This is a genomic window from Butyrivibrio sp. AE3003 (assembly GCF_000686065.1).
Classification (GTDB): Bacteria; Bacillota; Clostridia; order Lachnospirales; family Lachnospiraceae; genus Butyrivibrio; species Butyrivibrio hungatei_A.
This window is the reverse complement of record NZ_JMLX01000001.1, coordinates 1898915-1917306: the sequence shown is the minus strand read 5'-3', so window position 1 is coordinate 1917306 and position 18392 is coordinate 1898915. Positions and strand designations below refer to the sequence as shown.

The window sequence follows — 18392 nt, the reverse complement described above, 5'->3', positions numbered from 1 at the left end:
GGAGTGAAGGCAGAAATAATTCTTCCACAGCTTTTTCACGGTGAAGCTTACGGATATTATATTGATGGTGACAATTTGTGCAGGATACCTCAGGATGTTTATAAGAAGATGATTCCGCTCATTGAGGATAGATACATGGGAAGCGTGCATATGGATATCGGCCGTAACTATCTTTCGGATTTTTACCATTCAATTCTTCCTGAATTGGCGGATTTCGTGACAGTTAAGGAAACTGACAAAGAAGTTATATCAAAATATCTTTCCTCGGATGTTGAATTCTGCTTTTATCTTGATGCGGAAAATGGAAATGTTACCTGCAAGGCAATCGCTGAGTATGGCGATAATGAATACAATGTTATAGATTGCAAGGGATTAAATACCAATACATCAGGTATACTTGGCCAAGAGCGTATTTTTTCAAAGGAGAACGAAGTTCTTGGGAGCGTTATGCAATTTTTGCCGGAGATTGATACGGATCGAGGCATGTTTCATTGTGACAGGGATGAAGACAGGATATATGATTTTGTGACTTTGGGTGTCGAAGAACTTGCAAAACTCGGAGAAATTAAAGTTACGGATTCTTTTCAACACGTTAATGTGTTCAAAAAGGCAAATCTGTCTGTCGGAGTTTCGCTTTCGAAGGGCATGCTTGACCTCGAAGTTTCTTCCGATGAGATATCAAAGGATGAACTTCTGGAAATACTTGCAAGTTACAGAGCCAAAAAGAAGTATCACAGGCTCCGTGATAACAGCTACATAAATCTTAATGACGAAGCGCTTGCAACTCTTGATGATATGCTTAAAACCTTGCAGATTTCGGAGAAAGATTTTCTTAAAGGAAACATGCATGTCCCTGTATATCGTACGCTCTATCTTGATAAACTTCTGGAGGAAAATGAGGAAATCTATGAAGATAGAGACAGCAGATTTAAGAATCTTGTAAAAGGCTTTAAGACTATAAAGGATGCAGATTTTAAAGCGCCCAAAAATCTTTCCAAGATAATGCGTAATTATCAGAAGACAGGATTTAAGTGGATAAGCACTTTGGAAAAATATGGTTTTGGCGGAATTTTGTGCGATGATATGGGACTTGGCAAAACTTTGCAGACCATAAGTTTTTTGTATAAACATTACACGGATAAGAGTATTGGTGAAAAACTTCCTTCACTTGTTGTTTGTCCCGCATCATTGGTTTATAACTGGGCGGATGAATTTGCCAAGTTTGCACCTGATATGAATGTTGTGACGGTAGCGGGCGGGGCTGCTGAGAGAACGCGTACTATTTCCGATGCGGATAAATATGATGTGCTTATAACGTCATATGACCTGATGAAAAGAGATGTGGCGCAGTATGAGGAAAAAGAGTTCTATTATGAGGTAATTGATGAGGCTCAGTATATAAAGAATCATACTACGGCAGCAGCAAAAGCGGTTAAGGTGATAAATAGTAAAAGACGCCTTGCGCTTACGGGTACGCCTATTGAAAATCGTCTCAGCGAGCTGTGGAGCATTTTTGACTTCCTGATGCCAGGATTTTTGTATAAGTATGAACAGTTTAAACGTCAATTTGAGACACCTATCGTAAAGTATGAAGATAAAGACGCTTCGGACAGGCTTAAGAAAATGGTGGCACCGTTTCTTTTAAGGCGCCTTAAGGAAAATGTATTAAAAGAGCTTCCGGATAAACTTGAGAAGCAGCAGACCGTTGTCATGGAGAGTGCGCAGCAGACTCTTTATAATGCGCAGGTGCAGCACCTAAAGACTATGATAGAATCGGCAAAACGTGATAAATCATTCAATGAGGCCAAAATGAAGATTCTTGCCGAGATGACAAGGTTAAGGCAGATATGTTGTGATCCTTCGTTGTATGTTGAAAACTATGAGGGAGAATCGGCAAAGAGGCAGGCTTGTCTGGAACTTGTGGAAAGAGCGATTGAAGCAGGGCACAGAATCCTTATCTTTTCGCAGTTTACAACTATGCTGGATCTTCTTAAGAAAGATCTTGGAAAGGCCGGTATCAATTATTTTGAGATAACAGGGGCTACGAAGAAGGAAGACAGGATAGAACTTGTTAACCGCTTTAATGACGGAGAGAACAGTGCATTTTTGATATCTTTGAAGGCAGGGGGAACAGGACTTAATCTTGTCGGAGCAGATATGGTAATTCACTACGATCCATGGTGGAATCTTGCTGCGCAGAATCAGGCAACGGACAGAGCACATAGAATTGGGCAAAAGAAAACTGTTACAGTTTACAAACTTATTGCAAAAGGAACTATTGAGGAAAAAATAGTTGAGCTCCAGAACAGTAAGAGTGACCTGGCAGAGGAAATACTATCGGGTGAGACTAATATTATTTCAAAAATGACAGAGTCTGATTTTATGGAGCTATTAGGATGAATACTCCGTGAGTATAGCTATGAGCGAACCGGCGGCGAAGTCGACAAGATTAAAAAGGTTTAACGGACAATGAAATATCTTTTGAGTTTTAAACTAAGCGGTGAGCGGCTTGAAGAAAGCTGTCCGCATATTTATCCGTACAGCGTGTTTAGAGGCAAGGACCCGGAACCGTTTGTCTTTTCGGATATTACGGTGCTGTATGGAAATAACGGTTCGGGAAAGTCGACGATACTCAATATCATTGCGAACAAGCTCGAGTTAAAAGGAAGGGAGCATGTGACTGCAAATGGTTTGGGGCGTATCGATTATACATTGAAATATAACAATGAGTGTGCTTACGATCTTGGCGTAGATGAGAATTCAGGCTTATCTTTTCATGAAATTCCAAGAAATAGTATGTATATAAAGAGTGAAGATATTCTCTATGAGATCAAGAAGATTCAGCAAAGGGATGTACTGTCAAGCGATATGCTCTATTACAATATGAAGCAGGGAAAAAATCGTAAGGAGGCAGAGCGGTATCTTTCTTCAGCTGAAGGGAAAAAGCGTTTGGTTGAAAAAATATTTGCTCAGGAAAAATATTCAAACGGTGAGACGGCGCTGCAGATATTAAATGATCTTATTACCCCGGATGCGTTGTTTCTTCTTGATGAGCCTGAAGTATCTCTTTCGCCCGCCAACCAGGTGACGATGGCGGAAGAAATCAACAAGATGGCAAGGTTTCTTGGATGCCAGTTTATCATCGCTACGCATTCACCGTTTCTTTTGGGTACTCTTAATGCCAAGATATATAATCTTGATACATGTGATTACAGAGTCAGCAAGTGGTACGATCTCGAGAACGTTAGGTACTTCTATGATTTTTTTCAGAAAAGAAAAGATTTTTTTGAATAATAGGTAGCTACTGTAAATGGTATTCTTGCATTTATGAATACTGAGTGTTAAAATTTTATCATATGGCTTTTGGATATTTTAATCTAAGATAAATTTTTTTGGAGGTTTTTAAAATGAGTAAGAATTTTGATGACATTTTGGCAAAGCTTAAGACAGCTGAGAAAAAGAAGATGTCTGTTGCCGTAGCGCAGGACACACACGTACTCGAGGCTGTAAAGGTTGCTAAGGAGAGAGGAATCGTTGATTCTATCCTCGTTGGTGACAAGGATGAGATCGAGAAGAAGGCAGCAGAGGTTGGAATGAACCTTGCAGACTACGAGATCATCGATGTTAAGGATACCATCGAGGCAGCTCGTACAGCAGTTTCTCTTGTACACGACGGAAAGGCTGACATTTACATGAAGGGTGCATTGGAGTCAAGAGATTTCCTTAAGAGCGTTCTTGATAAAGAAGTTGGTCTTCGCACAGGTCGTCCTCTTTCACACGTTTGCGTGTTTGAGATTCCCGGAATCGATCGTCTTCTTTTCCTTACAGACGTTGCATTTATGCCATATCCCACACTTGAGGATAAAAAAGTCATCATTGAATATACAGTAGATGTAGCAAGAGCTTGCGGTGTTGATTGCCCTAAGGTTGCTCCTCTTGCAGCAGTAGAAGTAGTTAACCCTAAAATGCCCGTTACAGTTGAGGCAGCAGAGCTTACAAAGATGAACGAAGCAGGCGAGATCAAGAACTGCATCGTTGACGGACCTCTTTCAATGGATCTTGCTATCGATCCCGAGGCTGCTCAGCACAAGGCAGGCGCTCTTGACAGAAAGATCGTCGGTGATGCCGATATCCTTCTTTTCCCTGATATCCACGCAGGAAACCTTACATACAAGACAATCGTTCGTCTTGCAAAGGTTAAGAACGGTAACATCCTTACAGGAACAAAGGCTCCTGTAATCCTTACATCAAGATCGGATTCAGTTGAGGTTAAGGTTAACTCAATCGCACTTGCAGCAGTTGTTGCCAATAAATAAGCTGAGAGAACTTGATGAGTTTTTTTCGAATCTAGTTCGAACGTCTTCCGGCGAGGGCAAAGCCCGAGAGCGGAAGTTCCTTATAAAAAAATATGTGAAAGGAAAAAAACATGATAAAGAGTTTAATTATAAATCCCGGTTCAACTTCTACAAAAGTCGGCATCTTCGAGGATGAGACACTTGTAAAAGAGGAAACATTAAGACACAGCACTGAAGAAATCAATCAGTATGCTACAATCATCGATCAGAAGGATTTTCGTAAGAACATCATTCTTGATTTCCTTAAAAAAGAAAACATCGACATCAAATCTTTCAACGTAATCGTAGGAAGAGGAGGACTCTTAAGACCTATTCCGGGCGGCACATACGAGTGTACAGATGCGCTTCTTGCAGACCTCAAGGTTGGTGTTCAGGGACAGCACGCATCTAACCTCGGCGGTATTCTTGCAAGAGAGATCGGTGATGAGATCGGTGTTCCTTCATATATAGTTGACCCCGTTGTTGTTGACGAGATGGAGCCTGTTGCACGTATCTCAGGTATTCCTGAAGTTGAGCGTGTTTCAATCGATCATCCTCTTAACCAGAAGGCTGTTGCAAGAAGATATGCAAAAGAGATCGGTAAAAAATATGATGAGATCAGCGTTATCGTAGTTCACATGGGTGGCGGTACATCAACAGGAGTTCACAAGAACGGCAAGATGGTTGACGTATTCGCAGCACTTAACGGTGACGGTGCATTCTCACCTGAGAGAGCTAACGGCATCCCTGCTAAGGCACTCGTTGATCTTTGTTTCTCAGGCAAGTTCACATATGATGAGATGAAAAAGAAAATCGTTGGTGGCGGCGGACTTAACGCATATCTTGGAACCAACGATATGAGAGAAGTAAACAAGATGTGCGAAGAGGGCGATGAGAAGGCTAATCTTATCCGTGACGCATTCATCTATCAGATCTGCAAGAACATCGGCGCTTGCGCTACAGTTCTTAAGGGTAAGGTTGATCAGATCATCCTTACAGGCGGTATCGCATATGGTCAGGTTATCACAGACAAGATCAAAGAACGTGTTGATTGGATTGCACCTGTAACCGTATATCCCGGAGAGGATGAGCTTCTTGCACTTGCACAGGGCGCTATCCGTGTTATGAACGGCGAAGAGGAAGCAAAGAAATATTGATCAAAACATTTGCTTTGGCAATTATAATAAGAGCCCCCGATGCTTATTGGCATCGGGGGTTCGTGCTATAAATAGGAAATTATTTTTTTATTGGGACAATTGCGAGCTTGTATCCCAATGGGACCAATACTTTAAGTAGACTGTCGACTTGAGGGGAGTGTACAGCTTTTTCCATTCGAGCGATGACAGGTTGTTTTACGTTACATTTGTCTGCAAGCTCTGATTGAGATAAGCCTTGCTCTTCGCGTATAGTGACCATTGTTCGAAGCAGGTCTTTTTCAAGTTCAATTATTTTTTCTTCTTCGGGAGTGATATTAAGTTCTTGTCTAAATTCTTTCCAGTTACTCATTTGCATTGTACCTCCGCATATAATCTTTCAGCTCTTTTTTTTGCTTTCTCAATTTCTCGGGGAGGAGTTTTTTGAGATTGCTTTTTGAAGTGGTGGAGAAGTAGAAACGTGTTGTCTTTGTAGTATGCATATAATATTCGGTTCGATAAAGGCCGCAATTCCCAGATATCGCCATCAAGATGTTTGGTAATAGGAGCTCCAACTCGTGTTCCCATTTCTTCAAGGATATCAAGATATGCAACTAATTTATTGAAATTAATACGGGCATCTTTACTTGTTGCCGAATTTTTGTGCAGATAATTGATGAATTCTTTTACATCACTATATCCGTGTTCGTCTTCATAAAAAATGATTTCAAACATATTGTCTCCTTTAATGCTATAACAAATTTGATATAAGAGTCAATAACAAATTTGCTATAAATGGTTTTTTTCGTTTTTTCAACTTAGCACTCCTTTCTTGGAAAAGTGTAGATTTTGGCGATTCACCAAGACGTCGTCTTAGAATTGTCATAGAAAGACTGCCGACTTTTTCTATGTTAGCAGACAAATCTTAAGATTTACCGTCGAATTTTCTTAAGATTTTTTGAAGGGAAGAATTCATGATTTTCATTGACGCATAGAAGAAGTTAATTATAATTATAATTAAATGCAGACAATGGTGTCAGACAAAACACTGTTGCCTGCATTTTTTTTATTGAATAGGAAATTTCTTTGAAATTCCCTATTCAATAAAAACGCTCCGCAAGGATGCGCAGCTCGCGGTAAGGAATATATTGCTTACGCAATCCGCTCGCGCGCTAGCATTTCGCGAGCGAAATGCTTTTTCATTTGATGATACGAAATCCTATCAGATAAAAATTGCTCCGCTATGGAGCCGGAACTAATGAAATACAGGTGAATACATGAAAGATGGATTTATTAAAGTGGCGGCGATCACGCCGAATTTGAGAGTGGCCGATGTTCAATATAACATTGGAGAGATTAAGAAATGGATCAAAGAAGCTGAAAAAGAAAGTGCAAAGATAATTGTGTTTCCGGAGCTGTGCATAACAGGGTACAGCTGTCAGGATCTCTTTTTACAGGACGAATTGTTGGAAGGGGCAAAATCTGCGCTCATAGATATAACAAAGTACACAGAAGATATTGATGCGATGGTCTTCGTCGGACTTCCGCTCGCGATAGAAGGAAAGCTCTATAACGTCGCGTCGGCAATAAACAGGGGGAAGATTCTTGGAATTGTGCCCAAGATACACCTTCCGAATTACAACGAATTCTATGAGGCAAGGCATTTTTATTCGGGAAAAGAGCTGAGTACAGTGATAAGTATCGGCGATAGCGAAGTTCCTGCGGGCAGCAGGCTTATTTTTGCATGCGATGAAATGCTGGGACTAAGAATTGCTGCGGAAATCTGTGAGGATCTGTGGGTTCCGAATCCGCCAAGCACAGAGCACTGTCTTGCCGGCGCGACGATGATCGTAAATCTGTCGGCATCGAATGAAATAATTGGCAAGTGCAGATACAGAAGAAATCTTGTCAGCAGCCGGGCCGCAAGTCTTGTCTGCGCGTATGTCTATGCTTCGGCAGGCCCTGGCGAATCGACGCAGGATGTGGTATTTTCGGGACACAACATCATGTCTGAGAACGGAAGCATCATTGCTGAGTCGGAGCTCTTTTCCGAAGGGATGATAGTTTCAGAGTTTGACATGAAAACTATCGAAGCGGACAGAAGGCGTATGACGACGTACAGTGCGAAACAGACGGATGATTACAAGAAGATCTCTTTTAATATAACAAGTGAAAAGACAGGTTTCACAAGATACATCACTCCAAAGCCATTTGTACCTTCGGCCAAAACAGAGAGAAACGAGCGCTGCGAGGAAATCCTGACAATCCAGGCGATGGGACTTAAAAAACGTCTTGAGCATATCGGATGCAAGAAGGTCGTCATCGGCATCTCGGGAGGTCTTGATTCGACGCTGGCGCTTCTTGTAATTGTAAAAGCTTTTGATTATCTCAAACTTGATCATAATGGAATTGTCGCAGTCACGATGCCGGGATTTGGAACGACGGACAGGACTTATGACAATGCGCTCAGCCTCATAAAGGAGACGGGAGCGACACTTAGAGAGATCAATATCGGAGAAGCGGTCAAAAGACATTTTGCAGACATTGCTCACGATCCCGAGAACCACGACGTTACCTACGAGAACAGTCAGGCGAGAGAGCGCACGCAGATTCTTATGGACATTGCCAATCAGGTAAACGGAATAGTCATAGGAACGGGAGATCTGTCAGAGCTTGCCCTTGGCTGGGCGACATATAACGGTGATCACATGTCCATGTATGCGGTAAATGCATCGGTTCCAAAGACTTTGGTCCGCCATCTTGTGGATTATTATGCTGATACATGCAGTGATGAGAAGTTAAGCGAAGTGCTTTGCGACATTCTTGATACGCCGGTATCACCCGAGCTTTTGCCGCCTGAGAATGGCACAATCTCACAGAAAACGGAAGATCTTGTGGGTCCTTATGAGCTTCATGATTTCTTTTTGTACCATATGCTCAGGCTTGTGCAGAGCCCTGCAAAGATATACCGCCTTGCAGGCATAGCTTTTGCGGGAAGCTATACTTCTGAAGAAATTTTGAAATGGGAGAAGGTTTTTTACAAAAGATTTTTTGCCCAGCACTTTAAGAGGAGCTGTCTGCCTGACGGCCCTAAAGTCGGTTCCGTTGCGGTGTCGCCAAGAGGAGACCTCAGGATGCCGAGCGATGCTTGCGCGACTTTGTGGTTAAAAGAGCTGGAAACATTAGGATGAGGTGCATTTATGGAAATTTTTGACATTATAGGTCCCGTTATGGTCGGACCTTCAAGTTCGCACACAGCGGGCGCGGTGCGAATAGGGTATGTTGCGGGGAAGCTTCTTGGCGAGGAAATCAAAGAGGCAGAGATATTGCTATACGGTTCGTTCAAAGACACCGGAAAAGGCCATGGTACTGATAAGGCGCTTGTTGCGGGACTTCTTGGAATGAGGCCGGATGATTACCGGATATCTGAGAGCTTTAATATTGCAAAAGAGAAAAATATAAAGATAACATTTGGCGAAGCGAGGCTTGTTGATGCGCATCCCAATTCTGTAGAGCTTGTGCTTCACGGTGTGAACGGCGCATCTATAGACATCGTTGCACAGTCAATAGGCGGCGGTAAGATCAACATTGCACAGATAGACGGCATAGATACGAACTTTTCGGGTGAATATCCGACGCTTATCGTTCATAACCTCGATCAGCCGGGGCATGTGTCTGAAGTAACTTCGATGCTGTCGCATAAGCTTGTGAATATAGCAACTATGCAACTTTACCGCTCGTTTAGAGGCGGGAAGGCTGTTATGGTCGTTGAGTGCGATCAGAAAATTCCCGATGACGGCTTAAAGTGGCTCACCAAGATAGAGGGAGTTCTGAAAGTGACGTATTTTGAAGGTGCGTAAGGAGATTGTTATGTATAAATCTATTGAAGATATATTATGTCAGGCAAAAGAGAAAGATAAAGAATTCTGGGAAATTGTCCTTGAAACAGACATGGAGAGCAGGTGCGTAAGTATGGAGGAATCCATGCGGACAATGGAGCAGATGCTTGAAGCAATGGAGGACGCCGATTCAAAGTACGACGGTAATCTGAGGTCGCAGAGCAAAATGAGCGGCGGTGATGGAAAGCTGCTGGAAGAATATAATCTTTCGGGTAAAAACATATGCGGAGATTTTCTTGGAAAAGTCATGGAGCGCGCGATCAAGATGGGCGAATCCAATGCGTGCATGAGACGTATAGTTGCCGCTCCGACAGCGGGATCGTGCGGAGTTGTGCCGGCTGTGCTTCTAAGCTATAAAGATTATTTTGACGTGCCAAAAGACAAACTGATTCACGCTCTCTATGTTGCGGCGGGAATCGGTAAAGTTATCGGTGAAAACGCGAGTATTTCGGGAGCTTACGGTGGATGTCAGGCTGAGATCGGAACGGCTTCGGCGATGGCATCGGGGGCGCTTGTTTACCTGCAAGGCGGCGATAATGAAGCCATTGCAAATGCAGCCGCGTTTTCTCTTAAGAATATGCTGGGGCTTACCTGTGATCCTGTGGGAGGACTTGTGGAAGTTCCCTGTATAAAAAGAAACTCTCACGGAGCTGTAAATGCGGCTGCGTCTGCACAGCTTGCTCTTGCAGGGATAAAGAGCGCTATTTCGCCTGATGATGTCATAGACAGCATGAGACGAATCGGAAATGAGATGCCTGCAGATGTCAAAGAGACGGGAAAGGGAGGATTGGCTGTAACTGAGTCGGCGAAAAAAATACTGGTAAAATGAGCTTTTTTGCTATCTGAAAATGAAAATAAATACGGAAATTATCGGGAAATAAACACGTTGACGGGCAGTGCCATAAATGATAGTCTGTCGTTGTGCGATTGGCTTATAAGTAGGGGATGAATTAATAACCGGGGGAATTTTTTGTTGGAGGAAAAAAGAGATGAGAAAAGCGGGTCGCAAAGCGCTTTCTTTAGTGCTGTCTTTCTACATGGCACTATCTGTTGGTGCGTCCGATCTTTCTATTGCATCTTATGCAGCGGAAAAATCAGAAGCAACCAATCATTTATGGACTAAAGTCAAATTAGAGGATATTTCGGCTGATGATTCCATAGCAATTACAATGACTTCCGGTGGTGTGACATACGTGCTTCCTAATGCACAGTCTACAAAAACAGGTCCATTGGCAACGGCTGCCAATGTGGATGGCGATACTCTGAGCATTACTGATGGTAATGACAGTGACTATGCCTGGAAGATTACCAAAAACACTGTTGAAGTACAGTCAAAGGATATTGAAAAGAGTGACGCTGAGCCGGAACTGGAAAAAGCGGAAGGTGTTGCGATTGAGACATCCGGGGCGAATTCTGATAAAAACGGTTCGGCTGAGGCCGGCAAAGCAGCAAATAGCGGAAACGGTGAGAATGGGACCGCAAAATCAAATGGTGCCGAAGAGCAGAATGCAAATCCCGGTGGTGACAACACCAAGCCGTCAAGCGATGTACAGGTAAACGGTGATGCGCAAGTAAAAAGCGGAGAGCAGGTACCTATCGACAACAATTCCGGTGACGGCAAAACTGTTTCATCAGTGACTGAAAATGCGGATAAAACAAGTACGGATAAAACAAGTACAGATAAAAATCCCGCATCAATTGCAAAAACGGGCGAAGAGCCAAAGAAGACTACAGAATCTTCCGATGCTGATATCAAGGAAAATACGACTGCAATAGAAGAGTATTATACAATTTCTGCAGGTGACAAATTCTTATATATCACCGCAAACAATAACGGAGTCAGGATCAATGATTCCAAGCCAAAGGATGATGTCGGTGCCAAGTGGAAGATTGATGACGGATATCTTTGCGCTGCTGATTCAAACGGAGATGTAAGATATTTCGGAGTTTATAACAGCACAGATTTCAGGTCATACAAAAAGGCTAATAATGCGATTCATAACAATATAAAAGGCCAGACACTTGCATTCTATAAGCTCACGGATAAGGCAGCGGCAGAAGGTCTCCTTGCTCCCACAGCATCCGTAAAGAGCGGCGAAACTGTTGAAAGCGGCACTGAGATCGCGCTTTCATGCGCTACAACAGGAGCAAAGATCTATTTTAATACAAACGGAACAGAGAATTTCTCTGAATACAAGGAACCCATCAAGATAACAGAGGATACCACTATCTACGCATATTCAACTAAGGACAATGCCGATAGTGAGAAAGTATCTTTTGCATATACGGTGAAAAAAGGAAGCACGACCACAGAAAACACAGTGGCAAAGCTCCTTACAAGAGAGTTCTATGACGGAGACGTTGTTGTCATATACTACCCGGCTGATAAGAAACTTATGACTGCAAAAGAAGTGACCACACTTCTTGGCGCCAAAACGGGCAAATTTGACAGCGAAGATGCGACTCCTTCAGAAAATAAAACTATAGATATCAAGGACAAGAACGCGCTTGTTCTCAAGGTCTCCGTTGATGAAAACGGAAAGAGCACACTTAAGACCGAAGATGGAAAATATCTGACTGCAACGGTTGAGAAAAATGGCACAAAGACAAACTGCGCTCTTAAACTTGCAGATTCAGCCGAGGAATACAGCACATGGACATTGCAAAACGTCGGTGATGCAGCAGACGGCAAGTTCATCCTTGTAAATGACAAGGCCAAGAGCGGATCTTACAAGGTCGCACTTGAATATTATAAAAATGCATTTACAAGCTACGGTATCGGCTCTGATACATCCGCTTTTGAAGTAAATTTCTACGCACTCGAAGAAGGTGAAAAGGTTGAAAAGACAGAGAGCGATAAGAATACGGAACTTATAGTCGCGCAGTGGGCAGGAAATGCCAACTACGATGAAGCGGGAATCGCGGACAAAAAAGTTATAAACGGCGATCTTTATTCTACCAATGACATGCTTGATGAGAACGCCAAGTACAGTGTTGTTGTGGGCGGCGAAAAAGTTAAGCCTTACACAGCTGCAAAGTCAAGCACAACAGGCTCAACAAGCTATTACATGGGTGCTACAGGTGTAGTAAACAATACCGATTACATCCAGATGGAATTCCCCACTCTTGGATATGCAGACATGAAGCTCAGTTTCCGTATGCGTTCGTCAAATACGGCAGTGGGAGCTTATCAGCTTCAGTATTCTGCAACAGGTGAGGATGGAAGCTTCAAGAATTTCAGTGAAGGTTCATATTCATATAAATATACAACATACAGAGACAACAAACCTTCAGAGGTAAGTGGCAGTAAGCAGATTTCTGACGGTATTGCCAAGACTTCTCTTGCGCCTACCAACTATGTGGAATTTAGCTTTAAGATTCCCGAAGGTGCAAATAACAAAGAAAAGATATACGTAAGACTTGTTCCTGCAACCACTCTTTCTGCAAAGGGTGATAAAGATGCGGGAAAAGACGGAACAAACAGAATTGATACCGTCATAGTATCAGGACATCCCGTGGTATCAGATAAGATCTGCGGCCATGTTATCGCAGATCCTGCAAGCGGCGAAATTGAAAAAGGCGCTAAGATAGCTCTTTTGACAGGAACCGAAGGTGCGGACATTTATTATTCGATAAACGGTGCGGAAGAAGTTAAGTATGATGACGGCAATAAGATCACAGTATCGGAGCTTCCCGCTATAATTCGTGCCCGTGCGGTTAAAGAGGGATTAAAAGACAGCGTAACCTGCGTTTATCAGTATACTCAGGCACAGGTTGCCACAGTTAAGGCTACTCCAAACGGCGGAGCAATAGCGGCAAATCAGAAGATCACATTGTCTACAAAGACAGAAAACGCAAAGATTTTCTACAGATACATGACAGACGAAGAAATCGAGAAAAATGTTGTTGAATCTGTAGAACAGCAGAATGCGGAAGAAGGCAGTGAGCCCGACGCAGCACAAGAAGAAGCCCATGATGACTGGATAGAATATACACAGCCGTTTGAGGCAAAAGAGCTCCCTGCGCAGATTCAGGTAAAGGCTGTAAAAGAGGGATACTCAGACAGCGTGGTTTCAACGCTTAAATATACAAAGCGTACAAATGAGAGAGAAAATATATACTTCGGTCAGGTCCATGCACATACCAACATTTCAGACGGTGCTGGATCATTGGAGGATGCGCTTTCTCATGCATCAAAGGTTGATAACCTCGATTTCATCATTATCACCGATCACTCCAACTCGATTGATAATGAAGGAAATTCAAAGATTACGGAAAACGTTGATACAAGCGAAAATGATGAGTGGACTTATGCTCATAATCTTGTAAAGAAGTATTCAACAGATGATTTCACTTGCGCTTACGGCTATGAGATGACCTGGTCAAACGGACTCGGACATATGAATACCTTTAACACAAAGGGATTCCAGAGTCGTACACAGAAAGATTTTTCAACATATTCAACGGCGCTTAATAACTACTATGCAGCTCTTAGAACTGCGCCTGATTCTATCAGCCAGTTCAATCACCCAGGTACGACCTTCGGTGATTTCCAGGATTTTGCATATTACTCGGAAGAAAATGATGCGCTCATTACAATGATAGAGGTTGGTAACGGTGAAGGTGCGATAGGATCTTCAGGTTACTTCCCTTCATACGAGTATTACACCAGAGCTCTTGATAAGGGCTGGCACGTGGCTCCCACAAACAACCAGGATAACCACAAGGGACTTTGGGGCGATGCCAACACTGCACGTACTGTAATGCTTGCAGATACCAACAGCGAAGAAGCAATATACGATGCAATGAGAAATTATCGTATATATGCAACTGAGGACAATGACCTTTCAATCTACTACACACTTGATAACAACGTTATGGGAAGTATCCTTGATAAGGATACGGTAGGTGAAACGGTCGAGATCAAGGCTGACATCAAGGATCCTACGGACTCTGCGATCGGTAAGGTAGAAGTAGTCGTAAACGGCGGTCAGGTGATCGCTTCACAGAACGTTGACAAGAGCGAGGCAACGGTTACATTTACAGTTCCCTCTGCATATTCTTACTACTACCTCAAGATTTCCGAGCAGGATAAAGACATTGCGGTAACAGCTCCTGTATGGGTAGGCAGTGTCGAGGCTTGCGGAATCAACAATGCATATACAGAGACGGTACTTCCCGTAGCGGGAGAGTCTCTTGATATCAACGTTGACCTTTTCAACAACGAAAAGACACCTCTTGAGATCAAGGATATCGAGATTGAACTCAGCGATGTGGATGGCAAAAAAGTACCTGTTTCCAAAGTGACAGGTGCAGAGGCTAAGGTATCAGAGGTTGCTTCAAACGGCACCGCATCATATAAAACAAGCTATGTATACAACGAGGCGGGGCAGGTGACATATGAGGTTACCGTTCATGCTATGCTTGGTGGTATTGAGAAGATTTATAAAGATAAGTTTGCCGTAAATTATGCGGTTCCCAAGATGGTCTCAAATGTGATCATTGACGGTACTCACTATAATGATTACGTTTCGGGCTATTACACAGGAAATGTGAATGCGTTCATAAATCTTTGTGCTAAGAAAAATATACGAGCAACTGTGGTTAAGGACAATATCACAAGTGACATGTTAAAAGACTGCAAGTTACTTGTTTTGTCAGCTCCGGGAAAGAATAATAAAGAACCTAGCAAGGTTTCACATTACAGTGATGACTTTATCAAGATGGTAAAAGAATATGTGGCAGGCGGCGGATCTGTGATCGTATGCGGTCTTGCTGATTATTCCGATACCAAAGACTGTCAGACTGCAACCGAGCAGAACAAGATCCTTGAAGCAATCGGCGCAACCATTCGTATGGGCTCCGATGAAGTGTGCGATGATAAGAATAACGGCGGACAGGTTTACAGAATGTATCCTACCGTATTCAACAAAGAATCCGCTCTTCTTGCAGGAATAAAGGAAGGCCAGAAATACAGCCAGTATTCGGGATGTTCTGTGGATATTTCTAATGCAAAGGCTACAAACTTTGTTGATGAGGCAGAGTGGCTTGTAAACGGATTTGAAACCACATATTCAGTTGATTGCAAAGACGGAGCAGGAAACTCTAATGGCGGTGCTTTGCCTAACGGCGTTAAAGGCACAAAGCTTGATAATGACGGAAAGGTAACATTTATTGCACGTCAGAAGACAAAAGCAGGCGGTCAGATCATTGTTTCGGGTGGTGTATTCCTCTCAGACTTTGAAGTAAAAGCTGAAATGGACAACAATGATTCACTTCCGTATGCAAACCATACGATCGTAAATAACATTATTGACGGCGCTACGGTTGAGCTTGAGACTACAACTATCGCAAAAGCCAGACAGGGCAAGATGAACGAAGTCTTCGCAGTTGAAGGCTATGTGACATCGGGAACAGAAAATCAGGATACAACATTTTTTGATACCATCTACATTCAGGATGAGACAGGTGGAATGGACATATTCCCTTATGCTACACCCGGACTTAAGATTGGTACCAAGATGCGTATTGTAGGTTTCCTTGCACAGTATCAGGGCGATCTTGAGCTCAAAGTTCTTTCTGCAAAAGAGCTCAAAGCAGATCCTAAAGTATGGGAACCTAAAGCAGTTGATACCAAGACCGCAATGGATTACGATAAGCTTGGAGGTCAGCTCCTTAAGACAACAGGTGATGTGACAAGAGTTGAGTACAACGCCGACGGAACGGTTGCCGAGTTCTGGTTAAAAGATTCATCGGGAGTCGAGGCGGCTATCTTCATCGACGGATATATAAGATCCGGCTCAACAGGTAAGAATACTGTCGGAGATTTCGTAAAGAAAGGTGCCAAAGTTACCGCCGCAGGTGTGCTCTATAAGCATCCTGAAGGAAAATCGGATGTATCCGTACCGGTACTCAGGGTTCGCAATTGCGACGATATTGTACTTGCAGATAAGGCAGATAACACAAAGAAGGGTGATAAAGCCGGCGATAAAAAGACTGATGATAAGAAGTCTGACTCTGTAAAGGACAGTAAGGCAACAGGCGATAAGAAGGACAATAATAAGAAGTCTGACGCAGTGAAGGATAATAGAGGAAGCGACAATAAGAAGACTGATAACAAGAAGGCTGATGCGGTAAAAGACAACAAGGCAACCGATAATAAAAAGAAAGATTCCGCAAAGGACAACAAGAAATCCGATAACAAAAAGTCGGAAGCGGTGAAAGACAACAAAGGAAGCGACAATAAGAAGGTCGATAACAAGAAGTCTGACTCCGTAAAAGACAATAAGAATACGGATAACAAAAAGACAGATAACAAAAAGTCAGAGTCCGTAAACGGCAAAAAGAAATCAGACAATACGAAGAAAGACAATTCTGTACTCGGAGCTAAAAAGAAGCAATCCGATAATAAAGCTGCAGATTCAAACAAGAAGGATTCTTCGGATAACAGCACAGAGGCAAAGTCTACAGATGCAGATAACAGCAGCACCGAAAATGAGGATAACAAGGATTCTGCACAGACTGCAGATTCTCAGACCGACAACGGTGCAGAGCAGGATAAACAGGAAGATAACGGCAAGAAAAAAGAGTTTAAGCTCCCCGAGCTGCCCAACATACCTAAAAAGTTTGTGGCAATAGGAGCCGGTGCGGTTGGCGTTGTGGCGCTGGTTATCTTTGTGATAAGCCATATTGCAGCAGGCGTTTCCGCGGGAGCTGCAGCAGGAGCTTCAGCCGCAGCAGGTGCAGCCGCTGCATCAGGTGGAAAACTTGCAGGACTTCTGTCAAAATTAAGACATTTATTTGGAAAAAAATAATATGAAAAAAGAGCTGATAATAAAAGCTGTATCAGTCCTTGTATTCATAGCCTTAAGCATTGGCGTAGTTATCTATGCCAATGCGGATAGGCCTAAATACACTATCACAGAGAACTCCGGAGTTGAATATGAGACTGCCAGAGTTCTTTCTGTAATAGAGGACAATACTGTTATTGATGAGAGTGTTGAAAATCAAAAGAAGGGCAGCAGCGAGCTTAAGGTTAAAATCCTAACAGGCCGCTATAAAGGTGACATTTGCAAAGTCACAAACTATTTCAGTGCCCTTTATAACGTGGATGTAAAAGAAGGCGATACTGTCAGTGTAAGGATCGATACATCGGCAGAGCATACATATACCGTAAGCATCTATAATTACAACCGCATTCCGCTTACAATCGGACTTGTAGCTGTATTTTTTGCCGTGCTTGTTCTCATGGGAGGAAAGCAGGGATTAAAAGCATTTATAGGACTTGCCTACACGGTACTTGTTATTCTGTTTGTGCTCCTTCCGCTTGTTTACAAGGGATTTTCTGCAATCCCCGTGACAATCGCGGTTATATTTGTAACCTCTGCGATATGCTTCCTTCTTATCGGCGGAACCGGTAAAAAGACTGTGTCAGCGGCCTTGGGCTCGCTTGCGGGAGTGCTTATAGCTGCCATACTCGGAGCTGTATCCGCAAAGCTTGGCGGAGTTACGACATTTCAGACAGATGAGGCAGAGGCGCTTCTTCTTGTGAAATCAGCAAGTAATCTAAAGATGTCAGGTCTTTTTATCAGTGGGATACTTATTGCCGCGATGGGCGCGGTTATGGATATAGCGATGTCAATCTCATCCGCTATAGAAGAAATCAAACTTGCAAATGAAAAAGCTACTTTCGGCGAACTCTTTAAATCCGGCATGAAGATTGGAAGAGATGCCATGGGCACAATGGCCAATACACTTGTGCTTGCCTATGTCGGCGGTGCGCTTAATATGATGATACTTATATATTCCTATGGAGTGTCTTTTATCCAGTTAATAAACACAGACTTTGTGGCTGTTGAGCTTATCAGAGCAATCGCAGGCTCTGTTGGCATTATATCAACCGTTCCGTGTGTTGCAGCCATTGGTGCGTATTTGTATGGCCATAAGAATAACAAATAGCCAATATCACGATCGGCATTTGAAAGAATTGTGTATATGCAATAAAATGATGACATAATAACGTAAGG

Annotated in this window: 11 protein-coding genes; 9 read left to right on the top strand and 2 right to left on the bottom strand. The window is 42.9% G+C overall.

The features are described 5' to 3' along the window. Positions 1–3 precede the first annotated feature (3 nt). The 4 genes from CD00_RS17865 (at position 4) to buk (ending at position 5491) form a co-directional block, all read left to right on the top strand. A complete protein-coding gene (locus tag CD00_RS17865) occupies positions 4–2400 on the top strand; it encodes a DEAD/DEAH box helicase (protein ID WP_185750423.1) in 2397 nt (798 codons plus the stop codon). Between the two features lie 81 nt (positions 2401–2481). Continuing rightward, positions 2482–3294: an AAA family ATPase gene (locus CD00_RS0109210; protein WP_330370385.1), complete on the top strand. Its 813-nt coding sequence runs from the start codon at positions 2482–2484 to the stop codon at positions 3292–3294. A 113-nt stretch (positions 3295–3407) separates the two neighbouring features. Continuing rightward, the gene (ptb, locus tag CD00_RS0109205) at positions 3408–4316 is read left to right on the top strand and encodes a phosphate butyryltransferase (protein WP_026655704.1); all 909 of its coding nucleotides are present in this window, start codon (positions 3408–3410) and stop codon (positions 4314–4316) included. A 110-nt stretch (positions 4317–4426) separates the two neighbouring features. Then, on the top strand, positions 4427–5491 hold the full coding sequence (gene buk, locus CD00_RS0109200; protein WP_026655703.1) for a butyrate kinase: 1065 nt from the start codon (positions 4427–4429) through the stop codon (positions 5489–5491). 79 nt (positions 5492–5570) lie between these two features. Here buk and CD00_RS0109195 read toward each other — a convergent pair whose 3' ends face one another. Together CD00_RS0109195 and CD00_RS17860 are read right to left on the bottom strand one after the other, a co-directional pair. Further along, positions 5571–5840, bottom strand: coding sequence for a helix-turn-helix domain-containing protein (locus CD00_RS0109195; protein WP_051199250.1), 270 nt, complete (start codon positions 5838–5840; stop codon positions 5571–5573). Beyond that, complete coding sequence (locus CD00_RS17860; RefSeq protein ID WP_034462058.1) at positions 5837–6202, bottom strand: type II toxin-antitoxin system RelE/ParE family toxin; 366 nt, start codon at positions 6200–6202, stop codon at positions 5837–5839. The genes CD00_RS0109195 and CD00_RS17860 overlap by 4 nt, the downstream gene beginning before the upstream one ends. A 542-nt stretch (positions 6203–6744) precedes the next feature. On the opposite strand from CD00_RS17860, the gene CD00_RS0109185 reads away from it, so the two are divergent. The 5 genes from CD00_RS0109185 to CD00_RS0109165 all read left to right on the top strand — a co-directional run bounded on the left by CD00_RS0109185 (position 6745) and on the right by CD00_RS0109165 (position 18324). Next, positions 6745–8658, top strand: a complete 1914-nt coding sequence (locus CD00_RS0109185) for an NAD(+) synthase (protein WP_026655701.1) — start codon at positions 6745–6747, stop codon at positions 8656–8658. A 9-nt stretch (positions 8659–8667) separates the two neighbouring features. Then, entirely contained in the window at positions 8668–9327 is a 660-nt protein-coding gene (gene sdaAB, locus CD00_RS0109180) for an L-serine ammonia-lyase, iron-sulfur-dependent subunit beta (RefSeq protein WP_026655700.1), read from the top strand. 10 nt (positions 9328–9337) lie between these two features. Beyond that, a complete protein-coding gene (gene sdaAA / locus CD00_RS0109175; RefSeq protein WP_026655699.1) occupies positions 9338–10195 on the top strand; it encodes an L-serine ammonia-lyase, iron-sulfur-dependent, subunit alpha in 858 nt (285 codons plus the stop codon). Positions 10196–10355: 160 nt separating this feature from the next. Next, the gene (locus CD00_RS17855) at positions 10356–17180 is read left to right on the top strand and encodes a CehA/McbA family metallohydrolase (protein WP_051594140.1); all 6825 of its coding nucleotides are present in this window, start codon (positions 10356–10358) and stop codon (positions 17178–17180) included. Continuing rightward, the gene (locus CD00_RS0109165; RefSeq protein WP_242838947.1) at positions 17167–18324 is read left to right on the top strand and encodes a YibE/F family protein; all 1158 of its coding nucleotides are present in this window, start codon (positions 17167–17169) and stop codon (positions 18322–18324) included. The genes CD00_RS17855 and CD00_RS0109165 overlap by 14 nt, the downstream gene beginning before the upstream one ends. Positions 18325–18392 lie beyond the last annotated feature (68 nt).

Coding starts and splice junctions, on each gene's coding strand:
- ptb (WP_026655704.1), top strand. CDS start 3,408: ATGAGTAAGAATTTTGATGACATTTTGGCAAAGCTTAAGACAGCTGAG.
- buk (WP_026655703.1), top strand. CDS start 4,427: ATGATAAAGAGTTTAATTATAAATCCCGGTTCAACTTCTACAAAAGTC.
- CD00_RS0109195 (WP_051199250.1), bottom strand. CDS start 5,840: ATGAGTAACTGGAAAGAATTTAGACAAGAACTTAATATCACTCCCGAA.
- CD00_RS17860 (WP_034462058.1), bottom strand. CDS start 6,202: ATGTTTGAAATCATTTTTTATGAAGACGAACACGGATATAGTGATGTA.
- CD00_RS0109185 (WP_026655701.1), top strand. CDS start 6,745: ATGAAAGATGGATTTATTAAAGTGGCGGCGATCACGCCGAATTTGAGA.
- sdaAB (WP_026655700.1), top strand. CDS start 8,668: ATGGAAATTTTTGACATTATAGGTCCCGTTATGGTCGGACCTTCAAGT.
- sdaAA (WP_026655699.1), top strand. CDS start 9,338: ATGTATAAATCTATTGAAGATATATTATGTCAGGCAAAAGAGAAAGAT.
- CD00_RS17855 (WP_051594140.1), top strand. CDS start 10,356: ATGAGAAAAGCGGGTCGCAAAGCGCTTTCTTTAGTGCTGTCTTTCTAC.